Consider the following 15,686-nt stretch of genomic DNA (forward strand, 5'->3'; position numbering starts at 1 on the left):
CGCGGCGTGGCGTCGGGCGGGGCGGCGGCGGTCTGCCTCGGCATGCGCGCGACGGGGGAGCGCGGGGAGGCTCAGGGGCGCGGGCGCGCCGCGTCGATCGCCGCGAGGTGGCGGTCGAGCGTGCGCACCGCGTCCAGCACCGTCGACGCCGCGCCGGCGTAGAACGCGGGCATGAGCCGCTCCGCGTCGTCGGTCGGCTTGTGGTAGTCGGGGTGGTCCTCGACGCCGAAGTACACGAACGGGACGCGCGCGCGGTGGAACGCGCCCTGGTCCGACTGCGACGTCCAGTCGTCCTGGCGCGGCCCGTTCGGGTCGTCGTGGCCGAGGCGCAGCGTGATCGGCGCGCGCGCCGCCACCGAGTCGAGGAACGGGCGCAGGAAGGGGCTGTGCGACGCGCCGGCGGCGTACAGCTCGTTGCGCGCGTTGCGCCCGACCATGTCCATGTTGACGTTCAGCACCACGCGCGCGAGCGGCACCGGCGGCGTGCGCACGAACGCCTGCGCCCCCTGCAGCCCGATCTCCTCGCCGTCGAACGCGGCGACGATCACCGAGTGCTCGGGCGGCCGCGCGGCCAGCGCGCGCGCGATCTCGATCAGCGCGCCGGTGCCCGACGCGTTGTCGTCGGCGCCGTTGTACGTCTGCCCGTCGCGCACGCCGACGTGGTCGTAGTGCGCCGAGACCACGAGGTAGCGTTCGGGGTCCGTGCGCCCGCGCACGACGCCCACCAGATTCACCCCGCTCCGCGTCGCGCCGTCGCGCGCCCGCGCCTCGAACGGGACCTCGAACGACGCGCCGATCGGCTGCAGCCCGGCGTCGCGGAAGGCGCGCAGCACGTACGCGCGCGCCCGCGCCCCGCCGGGCGTGCCGATCGCCCGCCCCTCCATCGAGTCGGCGGCCAGCGCGCGCGCGTGCGCCATCAGCGCCTCGGCGGCGATCGGCGTGGCGGTCGCGCCCCCCGCCGCGGCGGGCGCCGACGTCGTGGCGGCGGGGACGGACGGGCGCGAGCACCCGGCGAGCACGAGGAACGGCAGCAGTCGGCGCATGGTCGTCAGGTGGGGTCGGCCTCGACGTCGGCTTCGACGGCGGCGGCGCGCGCGCGGCGCGCGGTCGCGTCGTCGAGCGGCGCGCGCAGCGCCGCCAGCACGGGGTCGCCGTCGGTCCAGGCGCGCCCGTAGCCGAGGTTGAAGCGGTAGTCGAAGTCGGGCGGGTTCCGCCCCTGCGTGTGCTGCAGGATCGTCTCCAGCTTGTCGAGCCCCTTGGCCAGCCGCGCCTCGGGGGTCGCGCCGGCCTCGTACTCGTCCCACAGCGCCACCAGCGCGTCGCGCCGCGCGGGCGGGAGCGGCGCCGCGAGCGCCAGCAGGTCGGCGCGCTCGTCGCCCCCCTTCCCGCCCCGCGCCGCCTGCTCGGGCGCCGGCACGTCGCCGCCGACCGCCTCGCCGAGGTCGTGCACGACGCAGATGCCGAGCAGCCGCCCGAGGTCGACGCCGGGGAAGTGCGGGTGCAGCACGAGGGCCATCAGGCACAGCCGCCACGTGTGCTCGGCGACGCTCTCGCGCTCCCCGGCCGACGTGTGCCCGCTGCGCGGCGCGGTCTTCAGCGCCTCGGCGGCGCGCAGGAAGTCGAGGATCCCGGAGAGCTCGGCGGCGGGGACGGCGGACATGCGGGGAAGATAGCGCGCCGCCGCGCCGCCCCTGCTACGTTGGGGCCATGGCGACCCCCTCCCCCTACCGCACCCTCCCCCCCGAGCGCCGCGTCGCGCTCGTGCTCCACGCCGTCCGCGCCTCGCGCGAGGCGCGCCAGCTCTACGCGCAGCGCCTCGTCGCGCGCGGCGGCGGCTTCCGCCCCCAGACGGTGCTGTCGTGGCCCCCCGACCGGCTGGCGAAGGAGGTCGTGCGCCTCAACGCCGAGACGGCGCAGGACGAGCTGGAGCTGCTGCAGCTCCTCTACGTCGAGCTCGAGCCGGCGGTGCAGACGACCTTCCTCGACGCGGCCGGCGTGGCCCACGAGAACGGGCGCATGGGCGAGGAGCTGGAGCCCCCGTACGCCGACGCCGAGGCGGTTCGGCGCGGCGTGGCGGCGGTGCGCGCGGCGCACGGCGAGGACGGGGAGCGGTATCTCCGGGCGCTGGTGCGGTACAGCAAGGAGGCGTGGCCGGGAATTGAGGAGGCCTGATAGGGCGTGGTCTGATACGGCGTGGTCGGATACGGCGTGGTCCGGTACTACGTGAGCCAACACCGGCGGTGAGAGTCACGCCGTTGTAGACCACGCCGTTGTAGACCACGCCGTTGTAGACCACGCCGTTGCCGAGAACGCCCTCTCAGACCTCCCCCTCCATCCGCTCGCGCACGGGCGCGAACCCCTCCCTCGCGTAGAACGCCCGCGCCCTCGCGTTGAACGCGTACACGTCGAGCGTGATCCGCGCGAGCCCGCGCGCCTTCGCCTCCGCGCGCGCCGCGGCGAGCAGCGCCCGCCCCACCCCGCGCGACCGCCCCGCCGGGTCGACGGCCATCGCCTCGAGGTGCAGCGCCGCCGACGCGCGCGCGTAGGCCGACGCCGGGGCGCGCTGCTCCTCGACGTGCGGGTAGCCGACCGACGCCGCGACGGCGCGCCCGGCCACCAGGAGCAGCGCCGCCGGCGCCGTCAGCACGCGCGCCAGGTCGCCGGCGATCGCCGGCGCGGCCGCGTCGGGGGGCTGGTAGCGCGCGGGGAGCGCCGCCTCGTGCATCGCCTGCGCGTCGCGGGCGAGCGCGGCGATCGCGGGGAGGTCGGCGGCGGTCGCGGGGCGGACGGCGACGCTCACGGGAGCGGGCGCCCGCGCGGACGCAGCTCCGGCGCGGGCGCCTGGTCGCGCAGCTCGCACGGCGCCGAGCCGGCGCGCGCCTGGTCCGGGTTCGTGCACAGCCGCGCCGCCGTCGTCGAGTCGAGGCGCGCCAGCTCGCCGGGACGCGGCGTCTCGTGCTGCGGCGCCCGGGTGCACGCGGCCCCGAGCGGGAGGAACGCGAGCAGGAGCGTGGGCGGCAGCGTCGTCGGTCGCATCGCCACTACACTGCCGCGCGTGCCGGCGGCGCGCCAGCGCGTCAGGCGTCGCGCACCGCCTCGCGCACGGCGGCCGCGACCGCGAGCCGGCGCGCCAGCGGCGTCGGGGCGAGCCCCATCCACCGATCCTCCAGCCGCGCCAGGTGCTCGGCCACCACGTCGTCGCTGGCGTGCGCGAGGACGAGCGCCAGCACGCCGGCGGCGTACCCCTCGTACTCGTCGCGCGGCGCCTGGTCGTCGTGGCGCACGCCGAGCGGGTCCCAGCGCGCGAACAGCACGCGGTCGACGACCGCCACCAGGTCCGCGCTCACGGCGCCCCCGCGCGACGCACGACCTCGTCCAGCAGCGCGTGCCAGGGCGCGGTCACCGCCGCCGCCGCGCCAGCGCGCGCTGCAGCAGGATCGCGAGCACGATCCCGACCCCCGCGCTCGCCGCCAGCGCCTGCTTCGACTCCCACCCGCGCTGCGTCAGCGTCCAGTCGAGCACGAACGCGACCAGCACGGCGGGAGCGTACGTGAGCAGCGCGTCGCGGAGCTCGTGGGGGGATTCGGGCATGGGGGGAATCTAGTGGAGACCTGCGACCTGCGACCTGCGGCGCGGAAACGACCGGGAGCACGGATGCTCCGGATGAGACGGATCCGTTGCATCCGTGCGATCCGTGCTCCCTGCTGTTGAAAGGTGACCGGTCGCAGGTCGCAGGTCGCAGCCCTTAGCTTTCCCGGGATGTCCGACCCGACCCACTACGACCAGATCGGCGGCGACGCCGGCGTGCGCGCGCTCGTCGACCGCTTCTACGACCTGATGGACACCGCCCCCGAGGCGGCGACCGTGCGCGCGCTGCACGCGACCAGCCTCAAGGCGTCGCGCGAGAAGCTGTACCTCTTCCTCTCCGGCTGGAGCGGCGGCCCGCAGACGTACACCGAGCGCTTCGGCCACCCGCGGCTGCGCATGCGCCACTTCCCGTTCGCCATCGGGGAGCGCGAGCGCGACGAGTGGCTGTGGTGCATGGACCGCGCGCTCGACGAGCACCCGATGCCGGACGAGATGCGCGCGTTCCTGAAGCAGCGCTTCCACGCGCTCGCCGACCACATGCGGAATCAGCCGGGGTGAGCGCGCAGCGTCGAGCGGTGAGCGTCGAGCGTCGAGCGGGCTCCGCGTAGGGCCGGCGCCCTCCCCGGCGAGCAGTCGTCTCCGCGGCGCCGCCCGAGCGCCGGGCGCCGAGCGCCGAGGGAACGGCTGTTCTCGGCGCTCGGCGCCCGGCGCTCGGGCCGTCCCGCGACGACGCGCCCACTGCCTCGAGGAGACGTCCCGTGCGAGGAGCGCCCTCGCCGCTCGACGCTCGACGCTCACCGCTCGCCACTAGACCTCCGCCAGCAGCCCCCGATACAGCCCCTCGCTCTCCGCGTCGAACAGGCACGCCACGACGCGCGCGAACGCCCCCTCGTGCGCGCGCATCGCGCGCACCGCGATCTCGGCGGCCAGCGGCTTCGGGAAGGCGTACACGCCCGTCGAGATCGCGGGGAAGGCGATCGTGCGCACGTCGCCGGCCGCCAGCGCGAGGGCGAAGCTCCGGTCGTAGGCGCGCTGCAGCAGCTCGGGCTCGTGGAACGCGCCGCCGCGCCACACCGGCCCCACCGCGTGGATCACGTGGCGCGCGGGGAGCGCGAACCCCGGCGTGATCACCGCGTCGCCGGCGCCGATCGGGCCGAGGGCGCGCGAGGCGCGCGCGAGCTCGGGCCCGGCGGCGCGGTGGATGGCGCCGTCGACGCCGCCGCCGCCGGCGAGCGAGCCGTTGGCGGCGTTGACGATCGCGTCCACCGCGAGCGTCGTGATGTCGGCGCGGACGACCTCGATCATCGCGCTCAGGCGGCCGCCGGGTCGTTCTGCATCATCCCGAACAGGTTGCCGTCCGGGTCCTTGCCGTAGCCGAGCCAGCCGACGCCGGGGATCGGCATGCGCGGGTGCGCCACCGAGCCGCCGAGCGCCGCGACGCGGGCGAGCGACTGGGCGACGTCGTCGACGTCCACCGTGCACACGAACGCGTTCACCGCCTGCCCGTCGGTCGGCGCGGCGCCGCGGCGCGCCACCAGCCCGCCGTCGATCCCCGGCGTGCCGGCGTCGCCGGTGCGGATCAGCCAGTAGGTGCCCGGCGGCCCCCACGGCTCGAAGGTCCAGCCGAAGAGGCGGCCGTAGAAGTCGACCAGCGCCTCGGCGCGGGTCGCGTGGATCTCGAAGTGGACGGGGCGCGGCATCGCGGACGGGGGCTCGGGTGGGCGCGGCGCCGCCCACGATACGGCCTTGCGCCCCCGACCGGAACGCCTATCTTGGCGCCTCCGAAGATTTCCCGAAGCAGCCCACCCCAGTCCACAGGAGTGCGCCGTGTCCACCGCCGTCGAGCCGACCGCCCCCGCCGCCGTCGCCATCAGCCCCGAGCAGCTGCTCGCCCACTGGCAGGGGCACCGCCGCCTCACCCGGCGCCTGATCGCGGCCTTCCCCGAGGACCAGCTGTTCACCTTCGCGATCGGCGGGATGCGCACCTTCGGCCAGCTGTCGCTCGAGCTGCTGGCGATGGCGATGCCCATGGTGCGCGGCGCGGCCACGCAGGAGTGGGAGACGTCGTTCGACCGGCAGCCGGTGCCGAAGGACGAGATCCTGCGCCAGTGGGACGCCGACACCGCGGCCATGGACGCCTACTGGGCGCAGATCCCGGCGGCACGCTTCCAGGAGACGATGACGGCGTTCGGGCAGTACACGTCGCCGCTGTACGACCTCGTGCTCTACTGCGTCGACAACGAGGTGCACCACCGCGGGCAGGGCTACGTCTACCTGCGCGCCCTCGGCGTCGAGCCGCCCCCGTTCTGGGAGCGGCAGTAGCGGTCGTCGCGGCCCGGCGCCCGGCGGGGGCGGACGTTGCGGTCCCCCCGCCCGGGCGCGATGCTCCGCGCACCATGCACACCGTCGCCTCGGCGTGGCTGCTGCTCGCGATGCAGGGGCCCATCCACGCCCCGCCCCCGGTGCCCGCGCAGCCCCCCGCGCCGGCGGAGGCCGACGCGCTCCGCGCCGACACGCGCGACGCCGTGCGCCGCTTCCTCGAGCGCTGGCGCGCGGCCTGGCTGGCGGCGGAGGACGCCCGCCGCCCGAACGCCTTCCGCCTCGCCACGGGCGAGGCGCGCCCGGCCGGCGCGGCCGGGGCGGCGGGGGCGGGCGCGGCACGGCGGCGCCGGCAGTACCTGTTCGACCGCACGATCGACCGGGTCAGCGCCCTGCACTGCCATCCGTTCGAGCGCTCCGGCCCGCTGTTCCGCTCGACCATCGTCCGCAGCGCGGGCGGCGGCCAGTCGCTGTGCCCCGCGTGGAGCGACGCCGGCCATCCCGCCCCCGCGGACGAGGGGTCGTCGCTCGACGCCGCGCTCGCCGCGGACGCCCGCCCCGCCATCGCGTCGGCGCGCGAGGCGCTGCTGGCGCGCCTCGACACCGTCGCGCTCGCGCTCCCCGACGACGACTGGGTGGCCGGGCAGCGCGTGCGCTTCCTCCTCGACGCGGGAGAGACCGACCGCGCGCTCGACGCGGCGCGCGCGTGCCGCGCCGACGCCGGCTGGTGCGCGCTGCTCGCCGGCTACGTGCACCAGCGGCGCGGCGAGGCGCGGCTGGCCGACTCGGCGTTCGACGCCGGCCGCGCCGCCATGTCCGACTCGCTCCGCTGCGCGTGGGACGACGCCGCGCCGCTGCTCGCCCCGCCCGCCCGCGCCGAGTACGCGCGCCTGTCGTGCGCCGAGCGCCGGGAGGTGGACGCGCGGCTGTGGTGGCTCGCCGACCCGCTGTACGCCGAGCCGGGGAACGAGCGCCGGGCGGAGCACCACGCGCGCCGCGTCGCCACGCGGCTGCGCGCGGCGCTCACGCGCGACGAGCGCCACGAGTGGGACCCGGGCCGCGGCGGCGACGCGCTCGCGGAGACGCTCCTCCGCTACGGCACGCCGTCGTACGTGTTCTGGGGCGGCGAGACGCACGACGTGGCGCACACCGGGTGGCTGCGCTCGCACGGGCTGCGGCCGGGCGCGCCGTACCTGGCGCTGGAGTACCGGCCGGGCGAGCACCGCGCGCACGTCGTCCCCGCCTGGCGCGCGGTCCGCGACCCGTTCGCCGCGCGCAGCGCCGACTGGTCGCTCCGCCCCGCCGCCGACGCCGACGCCGCGTCGTGGTGGCCGGAGGAGCACTACGCCCGGGCCGGCGCGCCGCTCGTGCAGCTCCCCGACGGGCAGACGGCGATGCTCCGCCGCGCGACCGCGGCGCTGTTCGCGGTGGCGGCCGAGCTCCCCGCGGCGACGCTGCGGCGCGCGGCGGGCGCGCCGCTCGCGGCGTCGCTCTTCGTCACGCACCACCCGGACTCGGTGTGGCAGCTGGCGCACGAGCCGGTCGTCGCGGGCGGGCGCCTGGTGCTGCAGGGGCGTCTCGAGCCGCGCCCCGCGCTGGTCGCCGTCGAGCTGCCGGGCGACACGGCGGGCGGCGTCGCGGCGCGCACGCGCTTCGGCGTCGCGCCGCCCCCGCCGCTGTCGGCGATGCGCGCCGGGGAGACGGCAGTCTCCGAGCCCGTGCTCCTGCTCGCGCCCGACGGCGACGCCGCGCTCCCCGACGACCCCGACGCCGCCCTCCCGCGCATGCTCGGCTCCACGCGCCTCCCGCGCGGCCTGCGGCGGTTCGGCGTCTACTGGGAGACCTACGGGCTCGCCCCCGGCGACACGGTGGACGTCGAGGTGCGTCTCGAGCGGCACGACCGCCCGGGCGCGCTGCGGCGCCTGACCACCACGCTCGGCGTGACCGACCCGCAGAACGGGGTGATCGTGACGCGCTGGCGCGAGCCGCAGCCGGGGCGCGCCGCGCGCGTCGTCGACGGCCCGGTCCCGATCCTGGCGCGCGGCCTCGTGCTGGAGGTCTCGCGCCTCCCCGCCGGGGACTACTGGCTCGACGTCGCCGTCGGCCGCCCGGGGCGCCCCGCCGCGCGCGCCCGACGCTCGCTCACCCTGGACGAGTAGCGCGGCTCACGATCCCGTCGGACGGCGGGGGCCGGCCCGAGCGCGGCGCCATCCTCGGCGCCCGGCGCCCGGCGCTCACGCCGCCGTGCGGTGGCGCCCGGGTGACCGCGCGGAGATCGGCCCGGCGACGGGAGCGCGGGACGCGCCCCGGCGCTCCGCCCTCAGTCCGCCCGCTCGGCGGTGAGCCACTCCCACGCCGCCCCCTCGTCGACGAACACCGCGAGGTCGGCGCGCACCACGCCGTCGACCAGCAGCTCGAACTGCCGGCCGCGCCCGAAGTCGGCGAGCGACTTCATGAGGATCGCCGAGCGGGCGTTCCCGATGCGGGCGTCGTTGGCCACGTGGTTGTCGCGCGCGGCGAGCATCTGCTGGTAGCCGGCGCCGCCGAAGTCGAGCGCGCGGTGGTCGAAGAGCACCCGGTGTCCCGGGCGCCACTGCGGGCGTCCGACGACGTCGGCGACCATGCGCGCGTGGTCCGCGTCGTCGAACACGCCCCTGGTCGTGACGACGGCCGCCCCGCGCGTCGCGTCGAAGGCCACGTCCCACTCCACTCGTCCTCCCTCACCGCGCGGCGGCGCGTTCGGGTCCGGGCTCCCCACCGGCCCTACGATGCGTCGCGCCGGGCGGCGCGGCCAGGGCGGGCGCGGCCCGGCCCCGCAACGCCCCCTGGCCGCGCCGCGTACCCGTGGACACACTAGCGGGCCCCGCGCGCACGGCGCGGGGCCCGCCGAGTGCGCCCCGTCCCCCACCCTCAGAGACCGCGATGCGCCACCACGTCCTCGCCACCCTGCTGCTCGCGGCGACCGCCGGCACCGCGGCCGCGCAGCAGGCCCAGCCCGCGTCCGGCCCCGGCCGCGACGCGCGCGACATGGGGGGCGGCCGCTGCGCCGCCAACCCGTACAACTGCGCCGACGCCGCCAACCCGCTCCCCGCCCCCAACACGGTGTGGATGGAGGAGATGACGTGGATGGACGTGCGCGACGCCGTGCGCGCCGGCAAGACCACCGCCATCGTCGCCACCGGCGGCATGGAGCCCAACGGGCCGTGGCTGGTGACGGGGAAGCACAACTACGTGCTCCACACCAACTGCGAGGCGATCGCGCGGAAGCTCGGCAACGCGCTCTGCGCGCCGATCGTGAAGTTCGTCCCCGAGGGGGGGCACGAGCCGCCGACGGGGCACATGCTCAGCCCGGGCACGATCAGCATGCGCGAGGGGACGTTCCGCGCGCTGCTCACCGACATCGTCGCGTCGCTGAAGGCGAGCGGCTTCAAGCACGTGATCCTGATCGGCGACAGCGGCGGCAACCAGCGCGGGCAGCGCGCGGTCGCCGACTCGCTGACGGCGCTCTGGAAGGGGAGCCCGATCGTCGCGCACGTGCAGGAGTACTACGACTACAACAAGGTCGCCGAGCAGATGAAGGGGAAGGGGCTGCCGCCGGGCGGCGCCGACGGGCTGCACGACGACCCGGTGATCACGCTCAACATGCTCGTCGACGACCCGAAGTCGGTGCGCTACGACGAGCGCGTGAAGGCCGGCAAGGCGACGATCGACGGCTTCTCGATCGCCGACCGGAAGAAGGCGCTCGAGCTGGGGCGCGAGATCGTGGGCTTCCGCGCCGACGTCACGATCGACGCGATCAGGAAGGCGATCGCCAACGGCGGCACGCTCCCCGCGCCCCCGCAGCAGCGCGGCCCGGGGCTCTGAGCCCCGGCGGTCCGGACGCACGAAGGGCCCCGGCGGATCGCCGGGGCCCTTCGCGTCTGGCGGGGTGCGCGTCGCCGCGATCAGGCGTTGCGGTCGATGCAGCCCCCCTGCGCCTTCGGGTTGTTCGACTCGACGAACGGGATCGGGAAGTTCACGTCGGTGCCGTAGGTCGAGCCGGCGCGCGTCGCGACGGGCCCGATCGGGAACACCGTGTTGGCCGGGCGCTGGTACTGGCGGATCAGGCGGCGCATGTCGCCGAGGCGGTGGCCGGTGAGCCACAGCCAGGCGGCGCGCTCGCGGAAGAACTGGTCGACCGCGGCGGCCTGCGTCGTCGGCGCCGAGCCCTCGAGCGCGGCCATCGCCGGCGTGATGGCCGTCGCGCGCAGGGTGTTGAGCCCCGCGAACACGGCGTCGCGGTCGGCCTGCGTGCCGCCCTGCAGCCGCGCCTCGAGCGTGATGAGGCGCGCCTCGATCCCGTCGGCCAGCGTCGACGGCGAGCTCTGGAGCGGGTACTTGAGCTGCGTCGGCATGTTGCGCGTCGAGCCGTCGAACCCGACGCGGGTCGACGCCTGCCACGGCATGCGCGGGTCGACCGGCGTCTGCAGGTAGTTGTAGCCGTTGGTCCCCTCGTTGTTCGACGGCATGTAGCGGGCGCTGGGGACCGCGGTGCCGTTCCACACGCCGTTGTTCTGGCCGGCCGTGGCGGCCGAGTGGAAGAGCTGGTAGCGGTAGGTCAGCGGCACGTTGGCCACGGCCGTCGCGGCCTGCGCGAACTGCCCGAGGTTGAGCAGCGCGCGCCCCTTCCCGATCGCCGCCAGGTGGCGGTTCTGGTCGGTGGTCGCCGCGGCGAGCGCGCTGTCGAACGACGCGACCGCGCGGGTGAAGATCTGCGTGGTCGTCTGCGGGTCGCCGTAGACGATGGCGCCGTCGACCTCGTCGCTGAACGGGACGCCCGAGCAGTAGGTCTCGCCGAAGAAGTCCTCGGTGAAGCCGCGCACCGAGTACAGCTCGGCGAGCGAGTCGCGCGAGGTCGGCTTGAGCTGCGCCCACGCGCGGATGGCGCGCGCCGCGCCGGAGCGGGCGCGGTGCAGGTTCGTGTAGTACGTGTCCTGGTTGGGCAGGTTCGGGTCGATCTTCCGCTCGTTGGGGAGCAGCCGGTCGAAGAACGTGTCGGTCGCGGTGATCTCGTCGGCCAGGTTGCCCGTGTTGACGATGAAGCCGTCCTGGGTGCCCGAGTACACGACGGTGAAGTCGCGCAGCACGCCGTTGCGGAGCGCCGTGGCGCCGGCCGCGTTGGTCACGGCGTTGGCCGTGATGACGTCGGGGTTGGAGACCTCGAGCGTGTCGGTCGTGCAGCCGGCGGCGGCGAGCGCCGCGGCCAGCGTGCCCGCCGGCGCCAGGAGCCGGCGGGAGGTGCGGAGGAGACGCATGCTGGGGGCGCTCAGAAGTTGGCGTTGAGGCGGATCGTCAGGTACCGGAGCGGCGGCGTCGCGAAGAACTCCTCGTTGCCGCGCGTGTCCGAGTTGGACTGCGACGACTCCGGGTCCACGCCCTTGTAGTTCGTGAAGGTCGCGAGGTTGCGGCCGGTCAGGATGACCGAGAGGCGCTGCGCGCGGACGCGGGCGGCCAGCGAGCCCGGGAGCTCGTAGGCGACCGACGCCTCGCGGAAGCGGGCGAAGTCGCCCTTCTCGAACATGCCCGCGAAGACGCCGACCTGGTTCACCGCCAGCGCGGCCGCCTGCGTCTCGAGGTCCGCCGACTTGTCGTACAGCCCGCGGCACGACGCGCCGCCCTGGCACATGTGGCGCAGCGTGTTGTTGAACTTCCGGAAGCCCCACTTCGCGTCGAGCTGGCCCGAGAACCGCAGCTTCCGGTTCAGCACCTCGATCGTCGGCGAGAACGCCATCTCGCGCGTCGGGAAGGTCGCGCCGATGAACGACGCCGAGTCGGTGAACTGCATCTCGCTCAGCGCGAGGATGCCGTCGTTGTTCGCGTCGGCGTACGTGTACGTGCGGCTCCAGAGGCCGAACAGCGGGTAGCCCGGCTGGTTGCGCTGCGTGTTGCGGTTGCCGGTGAAGATCGCCGACACGCCCGGGGCCAGGCTCTTGAGCCGGTTCCGGTTGGTCGAGCCGGTCAGCGTGAAGCTCGCGCCGAACTGGCGGTTGTCGACCAGCGTCTGGTTGAGCACCAGCTCGAGGCCGCGGTTCTGGATGCTGCCGATGTTCTCGAGGCGCGTCGCGACGCCGGCGACCGACGGGGCGATCGCGCGGTTGATGATCGCGTCCTTCGTGTTCTTGTCGTAGTACGTCAGCTCGAAGTTCGTCCGGCCGTCGAACAGCGTCAGGTCGAAGCCGCTCTCCAGCTCGGCCGAGAACTCCGGCTTGAGGTTGGAGTTGCCGAGCGAGTCGAGCGAGACCGACGGCGCCTCGCCCGAGGCGAGCGTCAGCGGGTTGGCGCTGTAGCTACGCAGCGCGCCCGTCGGGCTGGGGATCTGCCCCGAGGCGCCGTACGTCGCGCGGACGCGGAACGTCTGCAGCCAGTTCGGGCGCGGGAAGAAGCCCATGTCCGACACGAGCCACGACGCGCCGACCTTCGGGTACCACACGGCGCGGAAGTCCTCGCCGAACGCCGAGGCGGCGTCGCGGCGCACGCCGCCGGTGATGAACAGCTTGTCGTTGACCGACACCACCTCCTCGGCGTAGTAGCCGAGCGTGCGGCGGTCGATCGTCTGCTCGGACGAGCTGCGGATGGCGGCCTGCGTGACCGTCAGCGCGCCCGGCGGGAGCGTCTGGCCGGTGGCGCCCGTCTGCACCGTCAGGTTGCGGATGAACTGCATGCCGACCGACGTCTTGGTCTGCACGCCGGGGATGATGTTGAACGTCCCCGTGCCGCCCAGGTCGACCGTGCGCTGCCCCTGCTCCGTGCGGAAGTTGCTGACCTGCCCGAGGCGGGTCTGCCCCTCGTACGGGCCCTCGTTCACGCGGTTGTACGCCTTGTCGGCGCGCACCGTCGCGTCGTAGCCCACCGTCGCGCGCGCCGTCAGCCACTCGGTCGGCGTGTACTGCGCGGCGATGCTGTTGATGAAGCGGTTGATCCCCTGCTTCGCCGTGCGCGAGAACACCTCGCCGGCCGACCACGAGCGGGCGCCGAGCAGCGGGTTGCCGGCCGGGTCGGGGAGGTCGGTGCGCCAGGTCGCGCCCATGGCGTTCACCATGAGGCCCGAGCTGTTGTCCTCGTTCTGCGGGAAGCGCGTCAGGCTGTTGATGTAGCCCGAGGCGATCTGCACGTTCAGCCCGCGCGCCAGCGTGCTCTGGAGGTTGGCGCGGAAGCTGTTGCGCTGGAGCGCGTTCGGCCGGATCTGCTCGCCCGGCAGCGACGACACGCCGCGGAGCGTCTGCAGGTTCCGCTGGTCGCGCGCCGTCATCTCGTAGATGCCCGTCTCCCCCTCGGTCTCGCCCGAGACGAAGAACTGCACGCGGTCGTTGCCGCCCGAGACCTGCCCGCCGTACTGCTGGCGGTTGCCCGTCCCGATCACCGACAGCGAGTCGATGTTCAGGATGTTGCCGCTCGACAGCGAGTCCACGCGCGTACAGCCGGTCGCCGCCGACGAGCCGGCGAGGACGTTCGCGAGCGTACAGATGCCGTACGTCCCGTTCTGCTTCGCGCCCCACAGCGAGTACAGCTCCGGGAAGTCGCGCGAGTTGTTGATGACGCCGTTCTCGGTGTAGAACGTGTAGCGCGTCCGGCCGGCCTTGCCCTTCTTGGTCGTGATCGAGATGACGCCGTTGGCCGCCTCGGTGCCGTACAGCGTCGCCGCCGACGGGCCCTTGATGACCTCGATGTTCTCGATCTCGTCCGGGTTCAGGTCGTCGAGGCGCGACGGGCCGTTGCCGCCCGTGCCGACCGCGAGGTCGTTCGTCGTCGACGTCATGCGGACGCCGTCGATGATGACCACGGGGTTGGAGTTCAGCGACAGCGACGACTGGCCGCGGATGCGGATGCGCGAGCCGGAGCCCGTCGCGCCGCCGTTGACCACCTGCACGCCGGCCGCGCGGCCGGAGAGCACGGTGCCCATGTTCGTGGCCGGCAGCTCGGCGACCTTGCTCGCCAGGTCGATCTGCGCCGTGGTGTTCGCCAGCTCGACCTTCCGCTGCTGGCCGGTCACCGTGGTCACGACCGCCGACAGCGAGAAGGCGGCCTGCCCGAGCTGGATGTTCTGCGTCGCCGTCTGCCCGGCCGCCACGGTCACGTTCACCGTCTGCGCCGTGTAGCCGATGCGGCTCACCTGGAGCTGCACCGCCCCGGGGGCGACCGCGCGCAGGGTGTACTGCCCCTGCTCGTTGGTCTGTCCGCCGTTGGTGGTGCCCACCACGCGGATGTTCACGTTCCCGAGCGGCTGTCCGCTCTGCGCGTCGGTGACGCGGCCGGTGACCACTCCCGTGGCCGCCTGCGCGTCCGCGCGCGCCGCGCCTCCCGATAGCCCGACCACGAGCACCGCGACGGGCGCTCCGCGGGCCGTGGCGAGCCATAGGGCCGGTACTGCGGACCGGATCAGGCGACTGCATCCCATAGTTCTTCTCCCGACGTTGGGTGAAGCAAGCGTGCCCGGGCGAGGGGGGGTGGGCCACGCGGTAAAGGACGCGCACATCGCTCGCGAGGGGGCCTGAAGGGCCCGCTCGGCGCGCGGATGGTCTGGCTCGGTTGTAGGCGGAGCAGCGGCGCGGGGCCGCGGGGCCGTGCGGGGGGTGCTGCGGAGGGTGCTACGGGAGGCGCAGCACGCGAGTCTGACGGCGGGTCACGCGGGTGTCAATGCGCGGACCCCCCCTGTCAGTCGCGCGTCACGTTCGGCGGGCGAGGACCCGCCGGAAGGCGTCGGTGGCGCGGCGCATCTCGTCCATCGTGCCGACGGTGACGCGCGCGTGGGTGAGGAGGGGGGGAAACGGGCGGCCGATCAGGACCCCCTCGGCGCGGCAGGCGTCGCGGAAGGCGCGCACGTCGCGGCGGAGGTCGACCATCAGGAAGTTGGCGTCGGACGCGGCGGGCGCGAACCCGGCGTCGACGAAGAAGCGGTGCGTGAACTCGCGCGCGGCGCGGTTGGCGCCCCGTTCCCGCTCCACGTGCGCGGCGGCGGCGAGGCTGGCGGCGGCCCCGGCGGCCCCGGCCACGCTCACGCCGAGGTCGAGGACGTACGGCGCCAGCCGGGCGATCGCGTCGGCGTGGCCCACGGCGTAGCCCGCGCGCGCGCCGGCCAGCCCGTGGACCTTGGAGAAGGTGCGGGCCACGACGACCCGCGGGTCCTCGAGCGCCAGCGGGACGGCGGAGGCGTAGCGGGCGTCGTCGACGTACTCGTGGTACGCCTCGTCCACCAGCACGACGCACCCCGGGGCCTCGCGGCGCAGGCGGGCGACGAAGTCGGCCACGGCCTCGCGCCCGTGCACCGTGGCGGTCGGGTTGTTCGGGTTGCAGAGGTACACGAGCCCCGCGTCGCGCGCCTGCGCGGCCATCGCCGCCAGGTCGAGGCGCAGGTCCTCGCCGCGCACGGGGACGGCCCGCACGGGGGCGCCGGTGCGCGCCGCCTCCGCCACCACCGTCTCGAACGACGGCGCGGCCGTCACGAGCGGGCGGGCGGGCGAGGTCCACGCGTAGACGGCGGCCCGCAGCACGTCGGTCGAGCCGGCGCCCACCACGACGTGCTCGCGCCCCACGCGGTGCGACGCGGCGACCGCGGTGCGCAGCGCGTCGACCGCGTCGTCGGCGTAGCGGTGCGAGCCCGCCGGCGCGGCGGCCATCGCGTCGAACGCCGCGCGCCCCGGCCCGTTCGGGTTCTCGTTGCTGTCCAGCCGCACCAGGGCGCCCGGCGCGCGCTCGGCGCGCGTCAGCGCCGCCAAGTCGGATCGTAGCCATGTCGTTCTGTG

At 75.2% G+C, this 15,686-nt stretch carries 17 protein-coding genes; 5 read left to right on the forward strand and 12 right to left on the reverse strand.

Annotation, left to right across the window (positions count from 1 at the left end; translation table 11 throughout):
* Positions 1-71: 71 nt before the first annotated feature.
* Both PYV61_RS08935 and PYV61_RS08940 read right to left on the reverse strand, forming a co-directional pair.
* Positions 72-1,043 (reverse strand): M28 family peptidase, encoded by a 972-nt coding sequence (locus PYV61_RS08935; RefSeq protein WP_275830507.1) that lies wholly within the window; start codon positions 1,041-1,043, stop codon positions 72-74.
* Between the two features lie 5 nt (positions 1,044-1,048).
* Positions 1,049-1,660 (reverse strand): HD domain-containing protein, encoded by a 612-nt coding sequence (locus PYV61_RS08940; RefSeq protein ID WP_275830509.1) that lies wholly within the window; start codon positions 1,658-1,660, stop codon positions 1,049-1,051.
* A gap of 47 nt (positions 1,661-1,707) precedes the next feature.
* Here PYV61_RS08940 and PYV61_RS08945 point away from each other — a divergent pair, with 47 nt between their 5' ends.
* A complete protein-coding gene (locus PYV61_RS08945; RefSeq protein ID WP_275830511.1) occupies positions 1,708-2,172 on the forward strand; it encodes a hypothetical protein in 465 nt (154 codons plus the stop codon).
* A gap of 145 nt (positions 2,173-2,317) precedes the next feature.
* Here PYV61_RS08945 and PYV61_RS08950 read toward each other — a convergent pair whose 3' ends face one another.
* The 4 genes from PYV61_RS08950 to PYV61_RS08965 are packed head-to-tail and all read right to left on the reverse strand — an operon-like array spanning position 2,318 to position 3,591.
* Positions 2,318-2,800, reverse strand: a complete 483-nt coding sequence (locus PYV61_RS08950) for a GNAT family N-acetyltransferase (protein WP_275830513.1) — start codon at positions 2,798-2,800, stop codon at positions 2,318-2,320.
* Entirely contained in the window at positions 2,797-3,036 is a 240-nt protein-coding gene (locus PYV61_RS08955) for a hypothetical protein (RefSeq protein ID WP_275830515.1), read from the reverse strand. Before PYV61_RS08955 ends, PYV61_RS08950 begins: the two co-directional genes overlap by 4 nt.
* A 41-nt stretch (positions 3,037-3,077) precedes the next feature.
* Positions 3,078-3,347: a hypothetical protein gene (locus PYV61_RS08960; RefSeq protein WP_275830517.1), complete on the reverse strand. Its 270-nt coding sequence runs from the start codon at positions 3,345-3,347 to the stop codon at positions 3,078-3,080.
* A gap of 52 nt (positions 3,348-3,399) precedes the next feature.
* Complete coding sequence (locus PYV61_RS08965; RefSeq protein ID WP_275830519.1) at positions 3,400-3,591, reverse strand: hypothetical protein; 192 nt, start codon at positions 3,589-3,591, stop codon at positions 3,400-3,402.
* A 168-nt stretch (positions 3,592-3,759) separates the two neighbouring features.
* Here PYV61_RS08965 and PYV61_RS08970 point away from each other — a divergent pair, with 168 nt between their 5' ends.
* Positions 3,760-4,146, forward strand: a complete 387-nt coding sequence (locus PYV61_RS08970; RefSeq protein ID WP_275830521.1) for a group II truncated hemoglobin — start codon at positions 3,760-3,762, stop codon at positions 4,144-4,146.
* A gap of 249 nt (positions 4,147-4,395) precedes the next feature.
* On the opposite strand, the gene PYV61_RS08975 is transcribed toward PYV61_RS08970, so the two are convergent.
* The gene (locus PYV61_RS08975; protein WP_275830523.1) at positions 4,396-4,893 is read right to left on the reverse strand and encodes a macro domain-containing protein; all 498 of its coding nucleotides are present in this window, start codon (positions 4,891-4,893) and stop codon (positions 4,396-4,398) included.
* A gap of 5 nt (positions 4,894-4,898) precedes the next feature.
* Positions 4,899-5,288 carry a VOC family protein gene (locus PYV61_RS08980; RefSeq protein ID WP_275830525.1) on the reverse strand — a complete coding sequence of 130 codons (390 nt, stop codon included), beginning with the start codon at positions 5,286-5,288 and terminating at the stop codon, positions 4,899-4,901.
* A 127-nt stretch (positions 5,289-5,415) separates the two neighbouring features.
* Between PYV61_RS08980 and PYV61_RS08985 the strand changes: the two genes are divergently transcribed.
* Together PYV61_RS08985 and PYV61_RS08990 are read left to right on the forward strand one after the other, a co-directional pair.
* Positions 5,416-5,910 carry a DinB family protein gene (locus PYV61_RS08985; protein WP_275830527.1) on the forward strand — a complete coding sequence of 165 codons (495 nt, stop codon included), beginning with the start codon at positions 5,416-5,418 and terminating at the stop codon, positions 5,908-5,910.
* 74 nt (positions 5,911-5,984) lie between these two features.
* Positions 5,985-8,066: a hypothetical protein gene (locus PYV61_RS08990; RefSeq protein WP_275830529.1), complete on the forward strand. Its 2,082-nt coding sequence runs from the start codon at positions 5,985-5,987 to the stop codon at positions 8,064-8,066.
* A 161-nt stretch (positions 8,067-8,227) separates the two neighbouring features.
* Here the strand turns inward: PYV61_RS08990 and PYV61_RS08995 are convergent, their stop codons facing one another.
* A complete protein-coding gene (locus PYV61_RS08995) occupies positions 8,228-8,617 on the reverse strand; it encodes a hypothetical protein (RefSeq protein ID WP_275830531.1) in 390 nt (129 codons plus the stop codon).
* A gap of 212 nt (positions 8,618-8,829) precedes the next feature.
* On the opposite strand from PYV61_RS08995, the gene PYV61_RS09000 reads away from it, so the two are divergent.
* Positions 8,830-9,771: a creatininase family protein gene (locus PYV61_RS09000; RefSeq protein ID WP_275830533.1), complete on the forward strand. Its 942-nt coding sequence runs from the start codon at positions 8,830-8,832 to the stop codon at positions 9,769-9,771.
* Between the two features lie 80 nt (positions 9,772-9,851).
* Here the strand turns inward: PYV61_RS09000 and PYV61_RS09005 are convergent, their stop codons facing one another.
* From PYV61_RS09005 to PYV61_RS09015, 3 genes are all read right to left on the reverse strand, one after another.
* Positions 9,852-11,201 carry a hypothetical protein gene (locus PYV61_RS09005; protein WP_275830535.1) on the reverse strand — a complete coding sequence of 450 codons (1,350 nt, stop codon included), beginning with the start codon at positions 11,199-11,201 and terminating at the stop codon, positions 9,852-9,854.
* 11 nt (positions 11,202-11,212) lie between these two features.
* The gene (locus PYV61_RS09010; protein ID WP_275830537.1) at positions 11,213-14,206 is read right to left on the reverse strand and encodes a SusC/RagA family TonB-linked outer membrane protein; all 2,994 of its coding nucleotides are present in this window, start codon (positions 14,204-14,206) and stop codon (positions 11,213-11,215) included.
* A 403-nt stretch (positions 14,207-14,609) separates the two neighbouring features.
* Positions 14,610-15,686: aminotransferase class I/II-fold pyridoxal phosphate-dependent enzyme (locus tag PYV61_RS09015; protein WP_275830539.1), on the reverse strand; the 1,077-nt coding region annotated here is incomplete at its 5' end.

Source organism: Roseisolibacter sp. H3M3-2, from assembly GCF_029211165.1.
GTDB lineage: Bacteria > Gemmatimonadota > Gemmatimonadetes > Gemmatimonadales > Gemmatimonadaceae > Roseisolibacter.

What these genes read in the sequence shown, in the direction of transcription:
- PYV61_RS08975 (WP_275830523.1), bottom strand. Translation starts at nt 4,893, where the DNA reads ATGATCGAGGTCGTCCGCGCCGACATCACGACGCTCGCGGTGGACGCG.
- PYV61_RS08990 (WP_275830529.1), top strand. Translation starts at nt 5,985, where the DNA reads ATGCACACCGTCGCCTCGGCGTGGCTGCTGCTCGCGATGCAGGGGCCC.
- PYV61_RS08940 (WP_275830509.1), bottom strand. Translation starts at nt 1,660, where the DNA reads ATGTCCGCCGTCCCCGCCGCCGAGCTCTCCGGGATCCTCGACTTCCTG.
- PYV61_RS08955 (WP_275830515.1), bottom strand. Translation starts at nt 3,036, where the DNA reads ATGCGACCGACGACGCTGCCGCCCACGCTCCTGCTCGCGTTCCTCCCG.
- PYV61_RS08980 (WP_275830525.1), bottom strand. Translation starts at nt 5,288, where the DNA reads ATGCCGCGCCCCGTCCACTTCGAGATCCACGCGACCCGCGCCGAGGCG.
- PYV61_RS08945 (WP_275830511.1), top strand. Translation starts at nt 1,708, where the DNA reads ATGGCGACCCCCTCCCCCTACCGCACCCTCCCCCCCGAGCGCCGCGTC.
- PYV61_RS09005 (WP_275830535.1), bottom strand. Translation starts at nt 11,201, where the DNA reads ATGCGTCTCCTCCGCACCTCCCGCCGGCTCCTGGCGCCGGCGGGCACG.
- PYV61_RS08935 (WP_275830507.1), bottom strand. Translation starts at nt 1,043, where the DNA reads ATGCGCCGACTGCTGCCGTTCCTCGTGCTCGCCGGGTGCTCGCGCCCG.
- PYV61_RS09000 (WP_275830533.1), top strand. Translation starts at nt 8,830, where the DNA reads ATGCGCCACCACGTCCTCGCCACCCTGCTGCTCGCGGCGACCGCCGGC.
- PYV61_RS08965 (WP_275830519.1), bottom strand. Translation starts at nt 3,591, where the DNA reads ATGCCCGAATCCCCCCACGAGCTCCGCGACGCGCTGCTCACGTACGCT.
- PYV61_RS08970 (WP_275830521.1), top strand. Translation starts at nt 3,760, where the DNA reads ATGTCCGACCCGACCCACTACGACCAGATCGGCGGCGACGCCGGCGTG.